Below are 21,788 nucleotides of genomic sequence, written 5' to 3' on the forward strand. Positions count from 1 at the left end.
TTTCATACCCGGTTTCTCCTTTCAAGCAGGCGAACCAGAATGACGAAGACAAAGGTCATCACCAACAGGACAAGCGCCATACTCCACAGTGCATTGTTATGAACGGAACCCATCGTGGTATTACCCATGCTGAGTGTAATTACACTTGTTAATGTTGAAGCTGATTCGAGCAAGGATGTTGGAACATGCGGTGCATTACCGATAACCATCTGTACAGCAAGTGCTTCACCAAAAGCACGAGCCATACCCAGAACGACACCTGTCAACAAAGCTGGTAACGTCGTTGGAATAATGACACGGTAGATGGTTTGCCAGCGAGTGGCGCCCAGTGCGTAGGAGGATTCACGCAATCCTTTTGGCAACGCGGACAACGCATCTGCCATAATACTTGTCACCGTAGGAAGAATCATTACCGCGAGAACAAGACATCCGGCTGCAATCCCGACGCCTGTTCCACCAAAGATACTACGTAACAAAGGTACAATGACACTCAGACCGATAAATCCGTACACAACGGACGGAATTCCTGACAAAAGCTCAATCGCAGGCTGCAAGATCTTTTTCCCTTTACCCGGGACAATCTCAGTCATAAAGAGTGCTGCACACAAACCAAGCGGGCTCGCGATTAATGCTGCAAGCAAGGTTGTGATGAAAGAACCGGTGATGAACGGCAATGCCCCGTAGAAGGCAGGTTCTCCCGTAGGATTCCACGTTTTCCCACCCAGAAATTCACTTATGCTTATTCCATTTGTGAAAAATGTTGATAGTCCCTTGGACGCTACAAAATAAACGATGGAAAACATGACAACGATCAGGAAAACGACACAAATCGACGTATAGATCCGTCCCGTCCACTCTTCCCAATAATGTTTCTCTTTTAAGGGCCGGCGCGGTTTCAACTTGTTATTCATTACCGTTCCCCCTTCGGTCTGTTCCATAACAACCATCCTTCTATAGTAGAATTAATGCAAAATATGGGATTATTTCAGAGCAAACCGCGTAAAGAGGCGGGACCTAAGTCCGCCTCTTTCGCTGTATGCGCAAGTTCAAAGATTACTCAACCACGTTACCTGCTGCATCGCGTTTTACTTTCATACCTGACATTGGAATGTATCCAAGTTCGGTCACGTCATTTTGTTGAACTTCGTCACTCAGGATGTAGTCCAGGAACGCTTTTGTTGCTGCATCCGGCTCACCTTTGGTGTACATGTGCTCGTAAGCCCACACTGGATAAGTTCCTGCTTCTACGTTCTCCACAGTTGCTTCGACACCTTCGTATTTCAACACTTGCAAGCTGTCATCCAAGTAAGACAGGGCAAGGTAACCAATAGCACCTGGCGTTTCAGCTACCAATTTTTTAACGTTACCAGAAGAATCTTCTTGAATCGAACCTTGGATATCATCCATTTTTGCACCCAATGCATACTTCTCAAAAGTCGCACGAGTACCGGAGCTGCTCGGACGGTTTACAATAACAATTGCTTGATCCGCGCCACCAACGTCTTTCCAGTTTGTCACCTTACCGGAGAAAATGTCGACCAGTTGTTGCTTCGTCAAACCTTCTACACCTGCATCTTTGTTGCTAACTGGCGCCATAGCGACTACAGCTACCTGATGATCAACCAGTTCTTTTACTTTGGCTTCGTCCTCCAGCTTCTCTTCTGCAAATACATCAGAGTTACCGATTGTAGCTTGTCCGTCAGATACTTGTGTCAAACCAGTACCACTACCGCCACCTTGAACTTGAACCGTTACGTTCTTATATTCATCAACTGCCATAAATTTCTGTCCAGCTTGTTCTACCAGAGGTAGCAATGCTGTCGATCCGACTGCCAGAATGTTACCGCTAAGCTCAGTAGCAGCTTCTCCTGATCCATTGCTTGCGGCACCCTCTGTACCAGCGTCATTTTTCGATCCGCATGCTGCGAGTACCAGTACGAACGTTAAGGTCATCAAAATAAACGGCAACTTTTTAAACATGTTTTGTTTTCCTCCCCCAATGTAGTGATGGCGTTTTGTGAATTTGTTTGTTCACCATCAACTCTTTACTCATTGTAGTTTCGGTATGTCATCTTAAAATCAGTGTTTTGTAAACGCAATGTTAAAAATATCGGCTGTGTCTTGAAATTTATCTGAGACAAATTGCGCTGAAGTGGGCGCTTCGGTAACGGACGTTGTTTCAATCGCTGTTATCCCCGGATCTATATGATTTACTATTCCCAAGGAATACATCCGTGGATAAAGGCGAACGCTTCGCTTTTCCACAATCGTTCCGTTCCCTTCGCTGTGTCAGCGCTCGTTGGATCTCAGGCATTTCAAAGATTAGCCTGGGAGGTAGGCAAAGAAGGCCAGCCCTACAATGGGCTGGCCTTACGTAAATTTCTTTGTTGATTCTTTGATAGAGCAAGAAAATCTGTTTCTTCTATAAGAAGGTACAAAAGTAGGAAACAAAAAACTGCCTCGCCGCCAGTGCATAGCACCAGCTGCGAGGCAGCGAAGAGAGCCGTCTTTTCCATTACATTAAATGAATCAGATACTTTTAATGCAAAACTACTTTTTCTAACCCAGAATCCATAACCACAATGCCAACCCGGCTAGCGTAATTAACAAGGTGGGAATGGTCAGGATGATGCCTGCCTTGAAATAATACCCCCATGTAATCTTCACACCTTTGCGGGATAACACATGCAGCCACAGCAATGTGGCAAGAGATCCAATCGGGGTCATCTTGGGACCCAGATCGGAACCAATGACATTGGCATAGATTAATGCTTCTTGAATGATACCTTCGGTATGTGCGCCCTGGATGGCTAGCAGGTTAATCAACACGGTCGGCAGGTTGTTCATCACCGATGACAATACTGCAGCGATGATGCCCATCCCGAGCGAAGCAGCCAGTAGACCATGCTCTGCTATGGCATCCAGCCAGCGACTGAGATGATCCGTTAACCCTGCATTACGCAGTCCATATACAACAATGTACATGCCCACGGAGAACACTACAACCGACCAAGGTGCTTCCTTGATGACCCGTTTCAAATCAACAGCCTCGCTCTTGCGTGCCAGCAAGGCGAACAGCAACGCAACGGAACCAACGATAACCGATACCGGAATCGGCAGAAACTCACTCGATGCGTAAGCCACCAATAACAGTCCAAGCATGAACCAGGCAATTCGGAACATTCGCGGATCACGTATTGCTTCCTTCGGATCACGTGCCAGAGAGATGTCATAGCGCTGAGGTATGCTTTTGCGATAAAACAAGAACAGCATCCCCGTACTCGCTAATATCGAGAACAGATTCGGTACGACCATACGTACCGCATATTCCACGAATGTAATGCCATAGAAATCGGCGGACACGATGTTAACCAGATTGCTAACAACTAGCGGTAACGACGTGGTATCAGCGATAAATCCACTCGCCATTACAAAAGCCAGCACCATTCGCTCATCAAACTTCAATGCGCGCACCATCGCCAACACAATCGGTGTCAGTATAAGCGCTGCACCATCATTTGCAAATAAGGCGGACACTGCGGCTCCCAGCAGAATGGAGTAGAAAAACAGTCTGCGACCATCTCCTCCAGCCAGCCTTGCCATATGAAGGGCAGCCCATTCGAAGAAACCTGTCTCATCGAGAATGAGAGAAATCATAATAATACCAACAAAAGCCAGCGTTGCATTCCATACAATGGATGCCACATCCGAGGCATCGTTCAAGCTGACGACTCCACACAACAGGGCAAGTAATGCCCCACCCGAAGCTGTCCAACCGATACCCAACCCACGAGGTTGCCAGATTACCAAGGTGATTGTCACTACAAAAATCAGTATTGCTACGTATACCATAAAGCCTCCTGCTGTACCCTGTATCAATATATTATTCGTTAATTCGATCTTATATTGTAAGATTTCACCGCTATATGCGCGGAATAACCAGACGATATATTTATACAGGGCTACAGGAACATTGTCTATCTTTATTTTCTTCTATTATAAAACGTGCGGTAAATTGTGGTGTTAAAATGTTAGGATTTATTCTTGCCCTTATCCTTCGGCGTATCCTCCACCATCTTGAACATGCCAAGCAATCCTTGCAATTGTTCTGCCATACTGTTCAGATGTGCAGACGATGATGCAATCTCTTCTACCGATGCCAGTTGTTCTTGCGAAGATGCAGACACGGATTCTGTATTCGCAGCCGATTCCTGGGTCACATTCGAAATATCACTCATCGCCTTGGCAACGTGGGAAGCCCCACTCTCCAGTTGTTTCGTTGTTGCGGACAAGTCATCCAATGTATGGACCGCATCTGCCACCGCCTCCCGAATCTGAGCAAAGGATTGTCCAGACGTATTCACGGCCTGAATCCCTTCTCCCACCCGAGTCTGCGCTGCATTCATGGCGATTAGAGCGGCATCCATGTCCTGACGGATATTATGAACGACCTCACCGATCTGCGCTGCCGAGCTTCCGGATTCTTCTGCCAGTTTACGTACCTCACCGGCTACAACTGCAAATCCACGACCCGCATCCCCTGCTCTTGCCGCTTCAATAGACGCATTCAATGCGAGCAAGTTTGTTTGTTTGGAGATGGATGCAATGACATCCACCATGCTACCAATCTCAACGGAACGGGCATTCAGAGATTGAACCACACTTCCCAGCTGCTCCACCGTTTCCTGGATACTGTTCATCTGCTCCACAGCTTGTCCTGCTGCCTCATTACCAGAAGAAGCCGCTCCGGATGTATTCCGCATATTCGCCGTAATTGATTGCACACGCTCTGACATCATCCGGACATCTTCTGCCATTCGGCTCATCTGTCCCGATCCGTCTTTCACACTGTTTACCTGCTGTTCAGCACCTTCGGCCAGTTCCTGAATGGCCTGTGTTGAATGCTCAATCGCTTTGGTGGTTTGTTCTGCACTGGCAGACAACTCTTGAGAAGAAGCCGATACTTGCTCTGTCGTTTCCTGTACACCAAGAATCATCATCCGCAGGTTATCGACCATACGTTCAAAATACTTCGCCAGTTCCCCTACTTCATCTTTACGCCCTGTTTCCATTTTCACGGTCAAGTCACCTTTGCTCACCGCTCTGGCAGATTCCTGCAATCGTTTAATTGGACGCAGCATGGAACGTGTAAACCAGATAATAAAGATGAGTGTAAGGAATGTGGCCGCAAGAATAACAATAAATGTGGCCATGCGAATATCCTTACTCGCATTGGTTATTTCACTTTTGAACATCGTGCCGGCAATTTTCCAGCCCGTTGCTTCATTGGTTGAAAAGATCATCATTTTCGGCTGATTGTTGTAAACGTAATCGAATTGACCTTCTTTACCCTCATACATTTCATCCAGCAAACCGCTAGATTCCTGTGTACCCGCATCTGCTACAGGGGATACGACATAATTTTTGTTTGCATCCATAATAATGACGTAGCCTTCTTTACCCACCTTAATGGATGCCTGCTCTTGAAGATCAGTCAGATCCAGAGACAAACCGACAACACCAGATTGGTCTTTTAATGTTTTGGAGATAAATACAACGGCAACGCCATCGGTATTAACAGACACAGCTGATACAACCGCTGTACCCGGGGCTTTTCCATTGCTAGTTTGTACCACTCCCGCTCCCTAGGATCATATGCATCTCCTCGTGTGCTGCTCGCTGTTGGTTTCCCTCGAACCATGATTCCGTCTGTTGTCCCTACAAAAATGTTCATGGCATCGGGATGCAAGCCCAGATATTGCTCCAGCTTCAACTGAAGCTCGAGACTATCGTTCTCCCCTTTGACCAGGCTCGGATCAAGGACATCCGCGAAATAGTTAATATCATGAATCTTGTTATTCATTTGGCTTTCTACAATTGTATTGGCAGTACTCACACTTTGCATGGCACTATCCACTAATTGCCCTTGTACACCATCTTCAGCCATCGTTAGGGTGATCAAGCCGATCGCCAAGCTTGGCAGAAGCAGAACGACCAAGAAGGAGACCAATAGTTTGTTCCTTATATTCCAGACAAAACCTTTCTTTTTCTTCTTCTTTTTATTTTGATTATGTTTTGGTTTGGCAGGTTTCGCCGCTTTCATTGGTTTAGTATTCTGAGTTTCACTCATGTCTTTCTCCCCCTCTAAATATAAAAATGCCCTCTTTCTTTTTATGTATGGAACACTCTAAAAGGCTTATCTTATATATCGGCTAAATGAGAGGATTTATTTGAGAGAAAAATGTGCAGACACGCCAAACAAGCCACCTCTGATCCGAAGTGACTTGTACAATGTACAGGTTGCTAATTATTCCATGAATTAGATGAAGTACTGGAGTACGGCTCGCCTGGAGGTTGTGCCGAGGGTTTACCAAAATAGTAGCCCTGTGCAAGCTCAATACCTATGGAACGACAGAATTCAAATTCTTCCATCCGTTCGATTCCCTCGGCAAGGACTCGACCTCCAAATCGACTCGACATCTCAACAATATGAAGAATTTTCTGTTGTTTGGTCGAATCCTGATCACAACGGTCAATAAGACTTCGATCTATTTTGACAAAATCCGGTTCTAACCGATTCATCAACTCGATTGTCGAATATCCGGCACCCACATCATCCAGTGCAACCGACATACCACGGGAACGATACACCTCAAATATTTGCTGTAAGATGGGCATATGCTGAATCTGCTCTGTTTCCACAACTTCAAACACAAAATCTTTAGGGTCAAGCGCAAGACGTTCAATCGCTTCAAACGTATGTGTCAGACAAAATTCGGGGTTATATATGGAGGAAGGCAGGAAATTTACGAAGCGTTTGACACCATGCGGCAGAAAAATGGCACTGGTCTCAATAGCAGTAATACGCGCCATTCGATCCAGAAAAGAATGTAGTCCGGTTTCGCGCGCAACTTCAAATAATTCATAGGAACTGAAGGATTTTCCATTCTCAGCAGGACGAAGCAAAAACTCATATCCGATAATCTGCTCCGATGCATCCACGATGGGTTGCATATGACTGCTGAATTGATGCTCCAGAATAATGGAAACAAGCTCTGCATGCTTGAAACGGGACTCCTGCATGGTTAGACTGATCCAGTTTTCTTCATTCGCCTGTTCGTTTAAAGGCATAATCTGAACGGTTAGGAAGTCACGTAATGTCGAATCCATCTCGCAGATCTCTTCGATTAAGCTCTGAACCGCCTCAGGATTTGAAAAATGCATCCACATCATGTCATCCGACGTCTCGATAAGTCTTCCCGGCGTTTGCAGCGCTTCCAGCAAAGCGGGGGAAATGGGACGCAGGTAAACGGTACCTTGGCCCTCTATAGGATAGATTGGACTGCAGCCACTGCAATTCATGTAGGACCCCCTTGCCAATTTATGATTCCATGTCCATTAATGTTTACTGGTATATACCCAAAGTTTGTAAATATTATATCATGGGTCTTAAAATTAATCTCTACTGTTTTGATGACTTCGCATATGACGGTTATTGGAACAAATATATTCAAAATTGCAGAAAAAAGACCGACAGTCTGATGACTGTCGGTCTCCTCCTCACCGCTTATTAAACTTTAAGAAGCGGGAATCACGATTTTCTGTCCAACTTTCAGGTTATGCACATTTGAGATTTTGTTAGCTGTCGCCAGCTTGCGCCAGTCCACACCATATTTCAAACCGATGCGGTACAGGTTATCCCCTTTTTTCACTACGTAAACAACCTTGTTGTTCGTTGCCGGTTTCTCAGGTTGTGGCTTAGGTGTTGGTGTCGGTGTCGGTTTAGGCATTGGAGCCGGCTCTGTACCTGTTTCAGGTGTTGTCGTTGCTTCACCTGTCAGTTTCAAACCATACTCTGCAAAACCTTCTTTGTTCGTACCGATAAACGACATCGCCGGATTCGCTTCAACCAGACCTTTTGCATCCGGGGAAGAAGCAAATACAACTTCAAGATCATTCAACGCCGCTGCGGTTACACCAGCAGATGGTTTAATTGGTGCCAGGGACCAGTTGCCGTCCGCTGCCGGATTAATCGTTTTATTTTCACGGATGTAGTCGATGATCACTTGACGGTTCTCATCCGGTGCAGCCAGAACGATCCGTTTGCCGTCTGGGTTAGCCAGTTTGGATGAAGAAGCACGGTAGTTATTTGTCGCTACAATGAATTTTTGCGCTGGGTCAACCGGTTTTCCGTTAAAGCTCAGGTCCTTGATTCGACTTGCGGATGCATTAACGATCGTAGCTTTGCTATCGTATTTGGCTGGTTGGGTCACATCAATCTGATACGTTACACCATCGATAACATCGAAGTTGTACGTTGGGAAGTCATTGTTGATCAGTTGTTGTTGTCCACCTTTGGCCGGGTCGATCTGGTTGAACTGGCCTGCAGACCATTCCAGCCATTCTTTCAGTTCTGCGCCGTTAACCATTACAGCATGTACCGTATTTGGATACACGTACAGGTCAGCAACGTTTTTGATCGCAATGGTGCCTTTAGGAATATTCGTGTAATACGAAGCGCCTGAACGTCCACCGGCTTTGAATGGTGCACCTGCGGACAATACAGGAATTTTCTCATATTCCGTACCTTGCATATGTTTTTCAACATACCATTTCTGTGCATTCGTTACGATCTGAATGGATGGATCATCCTGAACCAGAGCGAAGAAGCTGTTAATAGGTGCTGTCGTTTCGCCCACTGGACCACGAACATACTCCAATGTACCTTCATGCTCTTCATGAACCGCATCAATAATGTCCTGATCCGCATCTACCAGAGGCTTTTTGTTGGCTGTGTCATAGATTGGGCGTGCTTCCGTTTTGGAATCCACCACTTTCCATTTGCCATCAACCAGCTCCAGATCCAGATCGATAATACCAAGATGATCACCCCAGAACCCTGGCTCTACAGCAGGAACGCCATTGATTGTACCTTTCTCAAGGTCTACCCCTTTTTTGCCGGCAAAATCAGCACTTGGGAATACTTTGTGAGCATGTCCAAACAGAATGGCATTAATGCCTTCTACCTGACTCAGGTACAATACAGAGTTCTCCATCAGATCCGTTTGAGGGATATCCTCAAATCCGGAGTGAGGGATGGCTACAATAATGTCGGCACCTTCGGCCTTCATTTTTGGAATGAATTTCTTCGCGGTAGCGATAATATCCTTGGCGATGACTTTGCCTTCAAGGTTAGCGCTGTCCCACTGCATGATTTGAGGCGGCACAAATCCGATCACACCCACTTTGATCGTATGTTCCTTGCCAGTCTCATCCGTTACTTTTTTATCCAAAATCTCATACGGTGTGAAGTAATTCTTGTCATTCGTCTCATCATCATCACCATCATCTACATAGACATTGGCATTAATGTAAGGGAAGTTCGCTCCCTCCAGCGTCATGTCCAGGAAGTCCAGACCATAGTTGAACTCATGGTTACCGATGTTACCTGCATCATAATCGAGCAGATTCATCGCTTTATATACAGGGTGAGTCTCACCCTTTTTCAGTGGATCAATCTTCGCAACATAGTCTCCCAGCGGGTTACCCTGAATCAGATCACCATTGTCGAACAGCAAGCTGTTCTTGGCTTCATCACGCGCTTTTTTGATCAGTGTAGCTGTTTTGGCGAGTCCATACTGGTCTGTCTCTTTGTCGGAATAATAGTCGTAGTTAATCAGATTGTCATGAATGTCTGTTGTCTCCATGATCCGCAGTTTAACTTTGGCAGCATCCGCAGCCGATACAGGTACCGGAAACACCGCAAGCACGTTTAATGCAACGAAAGCGGCAGTCAGGCTTGATAATACTTTTTTACTCGTTTTCAAAATAACCCCTCCCGGTTATGTACATTGAATCATGCATTAATGGGCAAACGAAGAGCGCAGAAAAAGATAGATCTCATGGGTTGTGCGTACTGACTCTCCAATGACATGCATCGGAACTTCAGGTAAGTTTATCTCACATGAACATCTATTTATGTCTGTGCTTGTCGTTTACATTCCAAATCATAACGCAATGTCCAGCCATTGAAAAGCATTATTTTTTACATTACCCGCACATACCTAGGCAAGTTTACATTATCATGCGTGATTTCGACATTTTTTTCAACATTTTAGTAGGTATTTTGTACTTATTATCTTCAAAATACGTATATTACATGTGTCTTACATGTATAACCAATTCAGTCTTATTCATGCATACCAAAAACCGTGAAACCTTGATGGCTTTCACGGTTGGATTGAACTCTGCGCATATTTTCGCATAAGGACGCTACGTTACAGAGGTTATATTCATATTTGGTTTATTGTTCCCACACATGATGTTCATGATCTTTCCCCGTGTATTCAATACGAGTCGGAGTGATATCCAGAATGACATAGTTCGGATCATTAGGCCCATCGAACCACGCCTTCAGTTCGTCGTTCCACACTTGCTCACGCAAGCCTTCATTCTTCGTCACTTCACAGGTTCCTTCGATCTCAACGACTTCCTTGGAGCCACCAGCCTCATAACCAAGCAGCAGGCTAACATTCGGATTATTCTCCAGTTCCTCTACTTTATGTGTACGGCGGTTCGTTGCCAGATGAATGTTCAATCCATCGTTGAAAAGCGCCATATAGCGGGATTTCGGTTTACCATTCTCTACAGTCGAGAAGCTGCAAAAAGGGTTGTTTTCCAATGCTTTTACAATGTTTTGTTCCAATTCAGTCTGGTTCATGGGAAGTGCTCCTTTCGGTTTGGGGGAATATTGGGAGGACTCTTGCAGGCGGCCGTTCCGGGTACGGATCGTTCTTTGGAGCGCTGTTATCTCACCATGATCCCGATCTCTTCCTCATATACATTGGATTAACACCGATTCACACTGGCACTACGATGACAGAACAACCTTCCAATCGCTGTTATCCCCAGATTTTTTTGATTCCCTTGTTCTAAAGGGAAAATCCGGGGCTAGCGTATGCTTCCGATGTAGCTTTCTTTCAGAAAGCTTTTAGGCGACCGCTTCGCTTCTTCAGGTTTCTTCTGTCCTCTCCGTTATCGTGTGAATGCTTAATTCCAAAGGATATATGAATGAAAATCCAAGATACATGCGAACGTTCGCTTCCTCAGAATCGATTCCATCCCCTCCACTACGTCTACTGTTTTCCCAATTTGAGGAGTGGGTAAGCTAAAGTTCAAACAGAAACCTGTACTTAACTTTGCAGGTTTCGTTTCTTTAGGTTTTATCCGCTCCGTTGTTGTGTATAAGTACAGTCAACTTACGTTAGGTTTAATAAGCCTGTACTTATAGTGTACCCACCTCACCTATGGTGAATCCCATGAACCTGTTCGCAAACGTGACAAAATTGGAAAAGCCCTTTATGAGAATGTTTACACACAGGGATTAGTGGGTCATTTCCTTCATATCTGATTTAATTCAAATCTCCAAGATAGATTGAGGAAGAATCCGCTTTAAGCAGCAACTCACCTATGGTTTTTGGATATAAACGAATCTTGAACAGCTCTTCAAGTGCAATCCATTCCACGGCGACTTGATGGTCGTCAGGATTGGAGCCTTCAAAAATAGTTGCCCCCGGATCAATCAGGCTGCACGCAAAATAAAATTCAACCTGGTGGATATCAGCATCCCATTCGGCGAATTCATGATTTTTTCCGATATACTCCCGGATATGTAACAGCTCTCCCACGTTTACAGCCTGACCAATCTCCTCCAGACATTCGCGCGCGACCGCATCCTTGAGTTCTTCACCTTTCTCCTGTCCTCCACCCGGGAACACATAAGCGGTACCATATTGGTCTTCCAGCCGGATAACCAGCAACCGACCATCCTGCACTATGACGGCCTTCGCCGAGTTGCGTATGGGTTTCATTCTGTTCACTCACTCCTTGTTATTCCTAAATTATGCGCGGATAACGTAATGCCTTCCGATTCCAGCACACGACGAATTTCTTGGGCAAATGTCAACGCGTTCGCTCCGTCACCGTGGATACAGACCGTCTCTGCTTTAATGGAAACCAGCGCACCATCCGTGGATATAACCACGCCGTCTTTCACCATCTGGAGCACTTGAGCAATCGCTTGTCCCGACTCTACAATGACAGCTCCCGCTTGGCTGCGAGGGGTTAGCTTGCCATCCGCCCCATAGGTTCGATCCGCAAACACTTCGCTCACACTGCGCAGACCGATGCGATCCGCAGCGTGAATCAGCTCACTGCCCGCCAGACCATACAAATACAGATCAGGCTGCACTTGATAGATTGCCTCGGCGATTGCTTCAGCAAGCTTCGAATCTTCTGCGGCCATATTGTATAAGGCACCATGGGGTTTCACGTGATGCATTTGCGCCCCACCTGCACGGACAAAGGCATCCAGTGCACCAATCTGATACACCACCATGTCATATGCTTCCCGTGGCGTAATGTCCATACGTCTTCTGCCAAACCCTTGTAAATCCGGCAACCCGGGGTGGGCTCCAATGGCCACCTGATGCTCCAATGCCCTCTCCACCGTTAGCCGCATCGTAGCCGGGTCTCCTGCATGAAATCCGCAGGCAATATTGGCTGAAGTAATGAAGGGCAGAATGGCTTCGTCCGACAACGTGCGATATATACCATAACTTTCGCCCAGATCACAATTGATATCCAGGGTTTTCAAGGTATTCATTGAATGCCTCCATTTCTGCCATTCTTCTGCGTATCAGCTTATCCATGAGCTGCATGTTGCATTCCTGTTCCATGTACAACTGCCGGGCTTGATCATGCGTAATATGCTCAAAAGAAATTCGGGTTCCCGGCCCAGCCTGAGCCAGGATTGGCATATCCACCTGAGCTACCTGTGCTATGACAGGATAACCTCCAATCGTCTGATGGTCTGCCATCAGGATGATGGGCTGACCATCTGGTGGCACCTGCACCGTGCCATAGGTAACGGCTTCAGACAGCCGATCCAGCGGCTGATCCAGCTCCAGTCTGGAGCCTTGCAAGCGATAGCCCATCCGATCGGATTGCGGAGAGATCACGTATTTTTCGGCATAGAATTGTCCCAGACTTGCCTCGCTGAACAGCGAGCTGTCCTTGCTGTCCATCACACGAATAACAGATCTCCCATAATAGTCAGGTCTTTCACGTTCAGACAAAAACCACGCAGGCGCCAATATTCGGTGATCCCGCTCACTCTGCTCTACCTGTTGCTCCAGACGCTTCATCCATTCTTGTGCTTCACCCGAAGGTTTACCTGTAGATAACAGACCTGCCGCACGCAACGCTCTTCCTTCCAGACCGCCAAGACCTGTCTTGAGGTCTGTACTTCGACTGCCCATCACTTCCGGCACAGCTATCCCACCTGCAAACGCCAGATAACCCCGCAAGCCTTGACGACATGGGCCAAACTTCAGTACACTTCCAGCCCGCACCAGCACAGGGCGCCACAAAGGTACAGGCAGATGATCCACCGTTGCCGTCAGATCGGCCCCACATAATGAGATGAGCTGGCTCTCCTGAAATCCAAGCTCCGGCCCCGTCATCGTCATCTCCAGCACTGCCGCATGGCGGGAGTTGCCCACAAGCATATTGGCTGCTCTGGCTGCAAAGGTGTCCATGACCCCGCCAGGATGAATGCCATACCTTCGATAGCCGGTTCTGCCTTCATCCTGAACGGTAGATAACAGACCAGGACGAATCACTTCAATACTCATCGTTCGCCCTCCATCCGCTTCAATACCAGATAGTCCTGCATCGTAATCTGTTCAAATCGAACCCGATCACCCGCTGCCAGCAAACTCGGTACGTTCTCACCCGGCCGAAACAACCGGAGTGGTGTTCGTCCAATACATTGCCATCCTCCAGGTGTGTCCACCGGATAGATTCCCGTCTGTTTGCCACCAATTCCTACTGTACCGGCCTCTACCCGAAGCCTTGGTGTTGCCCGTCTGGGCGTAGCAATCCGTTCGGATAACCCACCGAGATACGGAAAACCTGGTGCGAATCCAATCATATGTACGAGATAATCTCCGGATGTATGAATTGCAATAACGTCCTCCGGGGTCAGACCATGCTCACTGGCAACACAGTCCAGATCAGGCCCCCATTCGCCACCGTAACATACGGGAATCGTGACCGTTCTGGACTTGTCTTGTGCAGATTCCTTCATTTGATTCAACAGCTGAATCAGAATGCGGCATAACTCGGGGTACGGGGAGATAAACGGATCGTAAAATAGCGTAACGGACGTGTATGAAGGCACCCATTCGATCATGGCTGGCAGAGTGCATTTTTCCAGCAAAGCACATACCGACATCACTCTGCGCTGCACCACGTCAGACAAACGATCCCCGCAATTAATGATCACGGCTGTCTCGCCCAGCGGAGATAAGATCTCCTCTGTCCATGTATACGTCAATTCGGTCATACGCCATCTCCCCCTTTGTCCACAAAGTTTGCTAGCGTTTTAACATCAGAGCATCCATCTACACGGACTCCCCAGACGAATTCAAATGCACACTGCAATTGTACAGTTCACATTGCCATGTATCATCTTTCTTGGCAATCCGGGTAATGGATGTGTTGGACAGCTTCACGCTAATATCAAGTTCTGGCACCAGACCTCGCAGTGTATTCCGCAGAACGGCTCCGTGACTGACAACGATCACTTTTCCATTCGGGTGCTGCTGTACAATATCTTCAAGCACCGCACTTCCTCGAACAGTCCCTGCCTCAGCAAGCTCCCGTCCCAGATCAAGGGTACTCCAGTCCGCTCCCCACTTGGCTAACCGTTCCTCTTCCGTTGTTCCTTCGACCTGTCCTCCGCCCATCTCACGAAGTCTGGGGTCCAGATGAATCTCCTGAATGTCCAAGCGATCACCAATGATGCGAGCCGTCTCACTTGCACGCTCCAAGTCACTTGCATAGATGGCATCCCAGGATTCCTCGGCCAGTCTCGCAGCAAGTAAAACTGCCTGCTGCCTTCCATCCTGATCCAGCGGATTATCCGTCTGTCCCTGCGAACGTTTTTCCTTATTCCATGCGGTGCTTCCATGGCGAATCAATGCAATTTGAGTCATTGTTATTCCTCACCTTTTTCGATATGAAGTTCATCTTCGGTAAAATGTTTGCGTGCCTTCGGCTTGGCAAATTTGCCGCCATTGTATTGATCTGAACCGTTTCTCGGAATCGAGAGACTGTCCCAAGCTGTTTCTTTAAGCATTTTCGCGGCAAATACAATCTGCCCGACATGATACGGATAATGCGCCAATTGCCGAATAATTGCTTCCATGACGGTGTGTCCTTCATTGCGAATGTATATGATGTGAGACAATTGTTCTGGCGTAAACGAACGAATGGCTTCAAGCAGACAATTCCAGCCTTCCTCCCATTTGGAGAGCAACTCTTCCCGGGAAGCAATATCATTCACGAATTCGGCATCTCGTTCACGCCACGGTTTCTCACCGTCTGTTGTCAGTACATCCGTCCAACGGGACAGCATATTGCCCCATAGATGTTTTACGATCACCGCGATGCTGTTTGCATCTTCATTCCAGGATTGAAACAATTGCTCAGACTCCAGTTGTGCCATCGCTTTTTCCCCGAGCTGCTTGTAATACAGAAATTGCTTCTCCGCTGTCTCCAGAAAAACCTGATTCATATCCATCCGCTAACCGCCCTTCGGAAAAGTAATATAGCCCTGATCACGTTCAGACCGATACATCACCGTTACCTACATTATTCAGGAAATGAGAACGTACCGTCTGCATTCGGTTCAAATGGAATGACTTTACGAACCGCATCCAGATTGAGCTCTCCATAGATATGTGGAAATAGTTCATTCAATTCGTACAGATCCTCATACACCAGTTCCGGCTTTAATGCCTTCTCATCAATACTAAGCAATAACAGATCGGTGCGGCCTGCATAGTATTGCCCGGCTACCCAAGGAATCTGCTCCTTGGTGGAACAATGAATGAATCCGTCCGTCTCCAGACTATCTGGTGCATACTCACTCCCTTTTGACACTTGCTCCCACAACGAACGGGAAATAATACTATAGATCATGGTTCCGCCTCCTTCAATTTCTGCGATGTACCCTATGTGTCATTGGAAGTATTATAGATCATCCCGGATACGGGAGTACACTTTTTGATCCGTGAATACCCCTTTGATCTTCAACTGTTTGCGTAGCAAACCTTCGTACGACATGCCCAGCTTCTCCATGACACGTGCAGAGCCTATGTTGCCTGCATTACATTTCCCCTCCAGCCGATTACAATCCAGTTCCCGAAAACAATAATCCACAATGGGTTGCATCGCTTCTGCCGCGAGACCCTTCCCCCATTGACTGCTTGCTATCGCGTATCCCAATTCAGCACTTTGCATGGGTTCGTTGAGATGAAAAATGCCACCTCTCCCGATCAAGGTCCCTGTTTCCTTCAGGACAAAAGCCCAGATATAGACCATTTTCCGTTCATAATTATCCAGTACCCGCTGAATATATTGAATCGAATCCTCCACCGTCTCATGGCAGTTCCACAAGCTTTGCTGACTCACTCGCGGATCAGAAGCAAACGCATAATAATCTTCAAGATCATCCATCGCAAGCCGCCTCAGTTTTAACCGTTGTGTTTCGAATTCGGGCGATTCGACAAAAAGTTTCTCTACATTCATCAGCGCACCTCCATGATTCACTTGAATTCAGGATCCAACCATCTTATTTCTCAGGAAATAACGATCTATCATCACCATGCACAGAATTCCGACCGTATATCGAATCAGATCAATCACCAGAAACCCATGTCCCAAAACAAGAGCACCCCATACGGTTGAGCGTATCTCAATCAGCCAAGGCGTCTGAATCAACTGTGAGAACTCAATCATCCAGCTGAATACACAGCTCAAACTCATCGCCCATACCAAGCTGCGACGAGGCCACACCATGCGTACCGCAAAATAAATCATGCCCGCCCATAATGCATCTCCGGAATGTTCATGCACCCAATTGGGTAATCGATCACCATAGTATCTGGATGCGAGTCCTGCAGCCATGGTCATCATGACTGCGACGAAATAGATTAGCCTGTCTTTCATAAATACGCTTTTCAATCAATCACACGCCTTCATCAAGCACTTGTAAAATAAATTGCGTTTTGGCCGCGGTATACGATTCCCTGTCTTCCTTATTCTCATCAGCAAGCTTCGTCTTTAGGACGGCGTAAGCTTCCACCAGATCTGGGCGTTTTCTCAGCACATCCCGAAACCGAATTTGACGATCCCAACGGTCCTCTCCCGGGCGCATCAGATGAAGGTGTACAGCTCTCTTGCCATCCTTAACTCTCACCCAGAATCGTCGATAATCCCGGCCATCCAGTTCAGGCGGAACATAGTTCCAGCCCAACGGATTCAACTGATCGGCAATCCGATCCATGTCATCCCAGGACTGTACCTCTGCCATCAGATCAATAATGGGTTTGGCGGGTAACCCTGGAATGGATGTACTTCCAATATGTTCGAATGGATGGATATTCAACTGCTGCAAAAGGTGTTTGAGTTCCCGAATTTCCTCCTGAGCCTGTGCATCCCATTTGGGGTTGGCCGGAGCGATCTCTACCGGCTCTGTCGCCCAGGCCGGCCAGTTTTCCGGTTGCAATGGATCTGTCATTTAGATATCTCCTCTTCTCCATGACATTTTAAATGGTAACCTTCTCTGTATTTTTCATAGGTGCGTTGCTTCATGCATTCAATTGAAGTACTCCGTTGAAATGTAAGTATGGAACTTAGGGATAAAAGAAGATATTTCAGGTAATTCAGATCACTAGAGTTAGGGGCCGAGCTTATAATCGAAGCTTTCATATTCATCCCACCCAATCCTGGTACATTGTTGTTCAAGCAGAAGGCATTCCAGATACATATTTCTATATATCCAAAAAGGAGCGTATGTCTACGCCCCTGATTGTCTGATACATTGATGATATTATAACGATGTCATGTATTGAATTGATTCTTTAATTCTTTGGAGTAATACAAAGCGCTTCATTATATAAATATTTATTTTACCGTAACAGGTATGGTCACTTTTTTGTTGCCCCACTTGGCCGTGATGGACGTTTTGCCTTTGCCTACAGCCACGATCTTGCCATTCGTTACTGTTGCTACGCCCGGCTTTGTGCTGCTCCATACCGCACTGTCGGTCACCACAGTGGTCTTGCCCGTATCATACTGGGCCATCACACTCAGCGTTGTACTTCCCTGTGGAGACAAGACCAGTTTTTTCTGGCCAGTAATCAGCTTTTTGAGTAAAGGTACAACGGTAACCTCTGCCTTTATTGTCTGATTTTGATAAGTTCCTGTCAAGGTGGCTTGTCCTTCTGTCAGCGTCTTGACTGCTCCATTTTTCACGATAGCTACATTTGTATTGGAAGAGGTCCATATCACTTGTTTCGAAAGGTTGATCGTTTTACCGTTTGCGTAGGTGCCGATCACCTTCAACGCTTTGGACTTCTTGATATTCAGCTGCATTGAAGCAGGTGTAACCTCAACTTTGGTAATCTCGTCCGTCACAGCAACGGGGACTTTCACAATCGTTGTTCCGTATTTGCCTTGCAGCAATGCTCTGCCGGGTGTAACACCTTTGATTTTACCATTTTCCAGCACAGCCGAACTACTTGATACCGACCATACGATCTCAGACGTTACATCCTCTTCCTTGCCGTTCGCACGGATAATGCTTACTTTGGGAAGTGTACTTTCACTGCCTTTAACGAAACTGTAGGATTTCGGTGAAGCTTTGATGCTTTTGATTTTCTCCTGCACCTGGACAACCAACTGGGCTTTAGCCCCGTCTACCTCTGCAAAAATGGTTGCTTCGCCCGCGGCCACAGCCTTGAGTTTGCCTTTCACCATCGTCGCAACCGCTGCATTGCTGGTGGACCATGTCACACCTTCAGTCACATCCTGCTTGTTATCAAAACCTTCTACCGTTGCCATCACCTGAAGTGCAGCTGTTTCGGCTACACTCATCTTCTGCGGACTGGTATTGGTTATTTCAATCGATGTCACATCACCTGTAGCCGCCAAGGCCAACGAAGGAACCAATATTGTTAATGCCATAATTAGAGCAAGTGTGCCTCGAAGCGCGAGTTTAATTTTATTCATTTTTAATTCCCAACTCCCATAATCCAATATTTTACTTCTATTATATTATATCGGATACGAATGGCATAAAGTTGAATAACGTAAGTGGGAGTCTTGGAACAATTCAAGATTTTCATTGTATAATATGGGAAGGTCGCGTAATACTGTTTTAATAAACCTAAAAGATGGGGGTGGGATATGTATGATCGAAAAGAATTTGCTTGATATGGTTTCACCCAAAAATAACCGTAAACGTATGAAAGCCATCGTCACTTCGACATCTACCAAGATTCGTCCTGAAGACGAGATGGTTCTATTGATGAAAACAGCCCGCAATCGTTTCCAAAAAGCCCTTGAATCTGGACAAATTGAAATTATTAACGAGCGTGAATGGAAGCTGCGTTAAAGAATATAGGTGAACTATGGAACGTATTCAAACACCAGAAATACAGGAAAGAATTAAATGGGCTAAACGAAAATTGAAGGAACTTGCAGCTGATGTGACCAAAAGTGATTTAAAAGAGTTTTATGTAATGGGTATTATTACTCCTATTCTTGATGAATTAGATGCAGATCCAGCCATTATTGTTGGAGGACATGCTGTTGAACTATACACTTCTGGAAGTTACAAGACAGCTGATGTTGATCTGGTCATGATCAGAGATGATTTGGCCCGAAGTTTATTTGATCATCTGGGTTTCGTCCGCGAGGGAAGACATTATTATGTCTCCGAGATGGACATTCCTATCGAAATACCTTCTGATACACTGGAAGGTTCAAAAGATAAGATTATCAAATTATTAACACCTGAAGGCTACTGTTACGTAATTGGAATAGACGACCTTATTTTGGATCGATTGAGAGCCTCCGAGTACTGGACAGATGCCCGAAGTTTGGAATGGGCACGTTACCTGATTTACAGTCAATTTGATACGATTGATTTAACATACATGAGAAAAGTTGCAGCCGAGGAGGATCCCAAATTGGCAGCTCGACTTGAACAAGAGTACCAGTGGGTAACAGATCATATGTTTAATTAGAAGGAACCCCGGTCAAGGGGTTCCTTTTCTGATTCTTCTTCATTTCCTAAAACATTAAATAACCTCTCTAATTCACTTCATCCCGCTCAGGCAAAATCAAGCTCTCGGCCCCGCCCATATAGGGCCGCAGGGCTGCCGGAATGTGAATGCTTCCATCCTCCTGCTGATGATTCTCAAGCAACGGAATCAGGATACGCGGCGATGCCACCGCGGTATTATTCAGCGTGTGACAATAGGCCAACTTACCTTCGGCATCCAGGCAACGAATATTCGAACGGCGAGCCTGAAAATCATGCAGATTCGACGACGAATGCGTTTCTCCATAGGCAGCGCGGCTCGGCATCCAAGTCTCGATGTCATACTGTTTATACGTTTTCTGCGACATATCTCCGGTACATACAGCGACAACACGATACGGCAGTTCAAGTAATTGCAACAATTCCTCGGCATGTCCCGTAATCTCCTGCAACATGCGCTCCGATTCTTCCGCATCAGGGGCACAGAGGATGACCTGCTCCACTTTGGCAAACTGATGCACACGGTACAATCCGCGTACGTCACGTCCGCCAGAGCCAACTTCACTACGGAAACATGTCGATACCGCAGCGAGCTTCACTGGCTCCTTCACATCAACAATCTCATCCGCATAATACGAGACAAGCGGTACTTCAGAAGTTCCCACCAGCCACTTGTTCTCTCCTTCGAGTTCGTAGACCTGATCTCGACCCGTTGGGAAGAATCCGGTGTTCACCAGCGCATCCTCCCTGACCATCAGCGGAACCTCCATTGGTGTAAACCCGTGCTTCAGCAGCAGATCCAGCGCCAGTTGCTGTACTGCCCGATGTAATAACAGACCCGCGCCTTTCAATACGTAGCTTCGCGTACCGCCAATCTTAACGCCACGGGCAATATCGATCAGATCATGCAACTCCCCAAGCTCCACATGATCTTTGGTGGTATACTCGAACGTTGGCACCTCTCCCACACGTCGCAGCTCCACATTATCCGCATCCGATGTGCCTTTCGGGGTATCCGGGGATACGATATTGGGTACCAGCCATTGCAGCCGGGTTACTTCCTCCTGCACAGGGGCAAGCTTCGCTTCCACCTGTTCCAACTGTTCATTGATCTGTTTCACCTGAGCCCGCAAACCCTCGGCCTCTTCCCGATTACCGGCTTGCATGAGTCTGCCAATGTCCGCGGATAACGTATTGCGCAATCTGCGTCCTTCTTCAATTTCCTGCAAAAGCGCTCTGCGTTCCTCGTCCCGCTCCAGTAATGTGCGAATGTTAATCTTGATTTTTTTACCGTCTGCCGCCGCCTGAACCTCTTCTGCATGTGCCCGAATCCACTTCATTTCCAACATGGTCACCGTCTCCTTTGGCTGTAAAAATACAAAGAGCGCCCTCATCCCTTGGGACGAGGAGCGCTCTGCTCGCGGTGCCACCCAACTTGCTGAATCAGGATATCCTGCTTCCAGCCTCTTGGTCCGCGATAACGGGCGGTTCCGGTTAACTTGGGGAATATCGCTCCCCTGGCGAAAACGCCTCCGAGTTGGATGCTCTTCAACGGCATGGTCCGATCTGTAATTGTTGTGTCTCAGTATATACGAACGATAGACCAAATTGC

At 46.8% G+C, this 21,788-nt stretch carries 22 protein-coding genes; 2 read left to right on the forward strand and 20 right to left on the reverse strand.

Annotated elements, in window-relative coordinates; genetic code table 11:
* Positions 1–2: 2 nt before the first annotated feature.
* The 19 genes from pstC to ACE3K2_RS18605 all read right to left on the reverse strand — a co-directional run bounded on the left by pstC (position 3) and on the right by ACE3K2_RS18605 (position 19,140).
* Positions 3–938 (reverse strand): phosphate ABC transporter permease subunit PstC, encoded by a 936-nt coding sequence (pstC, locus tag ACE3K2_RS18515; RefSeq protein WP_421893351.1) that lies wholly within the window; start codon positions 936–938, stop codon positions 3–5.
* A gap of 115 nt (positions 939–1,053) precedes the next feature.
* The gene (locus tag ACE3K2_RS18520; protein ID WP_278297173.1) at positions 1,054–1,980 is read right to left on the reverse strand and encodes a phosphate ABC transporter substrate-binding protein; all 927 of its coding nucleotides are present in this window, start codon (positions 1,978–1,980) and stop codon (positions 1,054–1,056) included.
* A gap of 579 nt (positions 1,981–2,559) precedes the next feature.
* Positions 2,560–3,852: an arsenic transporter gene (locus tag ACE3K2_RS18525; RefSeq protein WP_421893355.1), complete on the reverse strand. Its 1,293-nt coding sequence runs from the start codon at positions 3,850–3,852 to the stop codon at positions 2,560–2,562.
* 179 nt (positions 3,853–4,031) lie between these two features.
* Complete coding sequence (locus ACE3K2_RS18530; protein WP_421893357.1) at positions 4,032–5,636, reverse strand: methyl-accepting chemotaxis protein; 1,605 nt, start codon at positions 5,634–5,636, stop codon at positions 4,032–4,034.
* Positions 5,534–6,130: a PDC sensor domain-containing protein gene (locus tag ACE3K2_RS18535; RefSeq protein WP_421893360.1), complete on the reverse strand. Its 597-nt coding sequence runs from the start codon at positions 6,128–6,130 to the stop codon at positions 5,534–5,536. Before ACE3K2_RS18535 ends, ACE3K2_RS18530 begins: the two co-directional genes overlap by 103 nt.
* A gap of 173 nt (positions 6,131–6,303) precedes the next feature.
* On the reverse strand, positions 6,304–7,362 hold the full coding sequence (locus tag ACE3K2_RS18540; RefSeq protein ID WP_421893363.1) for an EAL domain-containing protein: 1,059 nt from the start codon (positions 7,360–7,362) through the stop codon (positions 6,304–6,306).
* Between the two features lie 215 nt (positions 7,363–7,577).
* Entirely contained in the window at positions 7,578–9,827 is a 2,250-nt protein-coding gene (locus ACE3K2_RS18545; RefSeq protein ID WP_421893366.1) for a bifunctional 2',3'-cyclic-nucleotide 2'-phosphodiesterase/3'-nucleotidase, read from the reverse strand.
* Between the two features lie 476 nt (positions 9,828–10,303).
* Entirely contained in the window at positions 10,304–10,720 is a 417-nt protein-coding gene (locus ACE3K2_RS18550; RefSeq protein WP_074093246.1) for a pyridoxamine 5'-phosphate oxidase family protein, read from the reverse strand.
* Between the two features lie 691 nt (positions 10,721–11,411).
* The gene (locus ACE3K2_RS18555; protein WP_421893369.1) at positions 11,412–11,870 is read right to left on the reverse strand and encodes an NUDIX domain-containing protein; all 459 of its coding nucleotides are present in this window, start codon (positions 11,868–11,870) and stop codon (positions 11,412–11,414) included.
* 5 nt (positions 11,871–11,875) lie between these two features.
* On the reverse strand, positions 11,876–12,655 hold the full coding sequence (locus tag ACE3K2_RS18560) for a LamB/YcsF family protein (protein WP_421893682.1): 780 nt from the start codon (positions 12,653–12,655) through the stop codon (positions 11,876–11,878).
* The gene (locus ACE3K2_RS18565; RefSeq protein WP_421893372.1) at positions 12,630–13,694 is read right to left on the reverse strand and encodes a biotin-dependent carboxyltransferase family protein; all 1,065 of its coding nucleotides are present in this window, start codon (positions 13,692–13,694) and stop codon (positions 12,630–12,632) included. The genes ACE3K2_RS18560 and ACE3K2_RS18565 overlap by 26 nt, the downstream gene beginning before the upstream one ends.
* Positions 13,691–14,407 carry a 5-oxoprolinase subunit PxpB gene (gene pxpB, locus ACE3K2_RS18570; protein ID WP_421893375.1) on the reverse strand — a complete coding sequence of 239 codons (717 nt, stop codon included), beginning with the start codon at positions 14,405–14,407 and terminating at the stop codon, positions 13,691–13,693. Before pxpB ends, ACE3K2_RS18565 begins: the two co-directional genes overlap by 4 nt.
* Before the next feature lie 58 nt (positions 14,408–14,465).
* A complete protein-coding gene (locus tag ACE3K2_RS18575) occupies positions 14,466–15,059 on the reverse strand; it encodes a histidine phosphatase family protein (RefSeq protein WP_421893378.1) in 594 nt (197 codons plus the stop codon).
* Positions 15,060–15,061: 2 nt separating this feature from the next.
* On the reverse strand, positions 15,062–15,646 hold the full coding sequence (locus tag ACE3K2_RS18580) for a DUF1572 family protein (protein WP_421893381.1): 585 nt from the start codon (positions 15,644–15,646) through the stop codon (positions 15,062–15,064).
* Between the two features lie 71 nt (positions 15,647–15,717).
* Entirely contained in the window at positions 15,718–16,047 is a 330-nt protein-coding gene (locus ACE3K2_RS18585) for a DUF952 domain-containing protein (RefSeq protein ID WP_091038169.1), read from the reverse strand.
* A 51-nt stretch (positions 16,048–16,098) separates the two neighbouring features.
* On the reverse strand, positions 16,099–16,656 hold the full coding sequence (locus tag ACE3K2_RS18590) for a GNAT family N-acetyltransferase (RefSeq protein WP_421893385.1): 558 nt from the start codon (positions 16,654–16,656) through the stop codon (positions 16,099–16,101).
* Between the two features lie 27 nt (positions 16,657–16,683).
* Positions 16,684–17,091 (reverse strand): DUF2809 domain-containing protein, encoded by a 408-nt coding sequence (locus ACE3K2_RS18595; protein ID WP_421893388.1) that lies wholly within the window; start codon positions 17,089–17,091, stop codon positions 16,684–16,686.
* Positions 17,092–17,095: 4 nt separating this feature from the next.
* Positions 17,096–17,647, reverse strand: coding sequence for a GrpB family protein (locus ACE3K2_RS18600; RefSeq protein ID WP_421893391.1), 552 nt, complete (start codon positions 17,645–17,647; stop codon positions 17,096–17,098).
* A gap of 386 nt (positions 17,648–18,033) precedes the next feature.
* A complete protein-coding gene (locus ACE3K2_RS18605) occupies positions 18,034–19,140 on the reverse strand; it encodes an Ig-like domain-containing protein (RefSeq protein ID WP_421893394.1) in 1,107 nt (368 codons plus the stop codon).
* Positions 19,141–19,321: 181 nt separating this feature from the next.
* On the opposite strand from ACE3K2_RS18605, the gene ACE3K2_RS18610 reads away from it, so the two are divergent.
* Both ACE3K2_RS18610 and ACE3K2_RS18615 read left to right on the forward strand, forming a co-directional pair.
* Positions 19,322–19,525 (forward strand): hypothetical protein, encoded by a 204-nt coding sequence (locus ACE3K2_RS18610; protein ID WP_421893397.1) that lies wholly within the window; start codon positions 19,322–19,324, stop codon positions 19,523–19,525.
* Positions 19,526–19,541: 16 nt separating this feature from the next.
* The gene (locus ACE3K2_RS18615; RefSeq protein ID WP_421893400.1) at positions 19,542–20,159 is read left to right on the forward strand and encodes a hypothetical protein; all 618 of its coding nucleotides are present in this window, start codon (positions 19,542–19,544) and stop codon (positions 20,157–20,159) included.
* Between the two features lie 67 nt (positions 20,160–20,226).
* Here the strand turns inward: ACE3K2_RS18615 and serS are convergent, their stop codons facing one another.
* Positions 20,227–21,525, reverse strand: a complete 1,299-nt coding sequence (serS, locus tag ACE3K2_RS18620) for a serine--tRNA ligase (protein ID WP_421893685.1) — start codon at positions 21,523–21,525, stop codon at positions 20,227–20,229.
* Between the last annotated feature and the right edge of the window lie 263 nt (positions 21,526–21,788).

Origin of the sequence: Paenibacillus sp. (assembly GCF_048976745.1) — a bacterium.
Taxonomy (GTDB): Bacteria; Bacillota; Bacilli; order Paenibacillales; family Paenibacillaceae; genus Paenibacillus.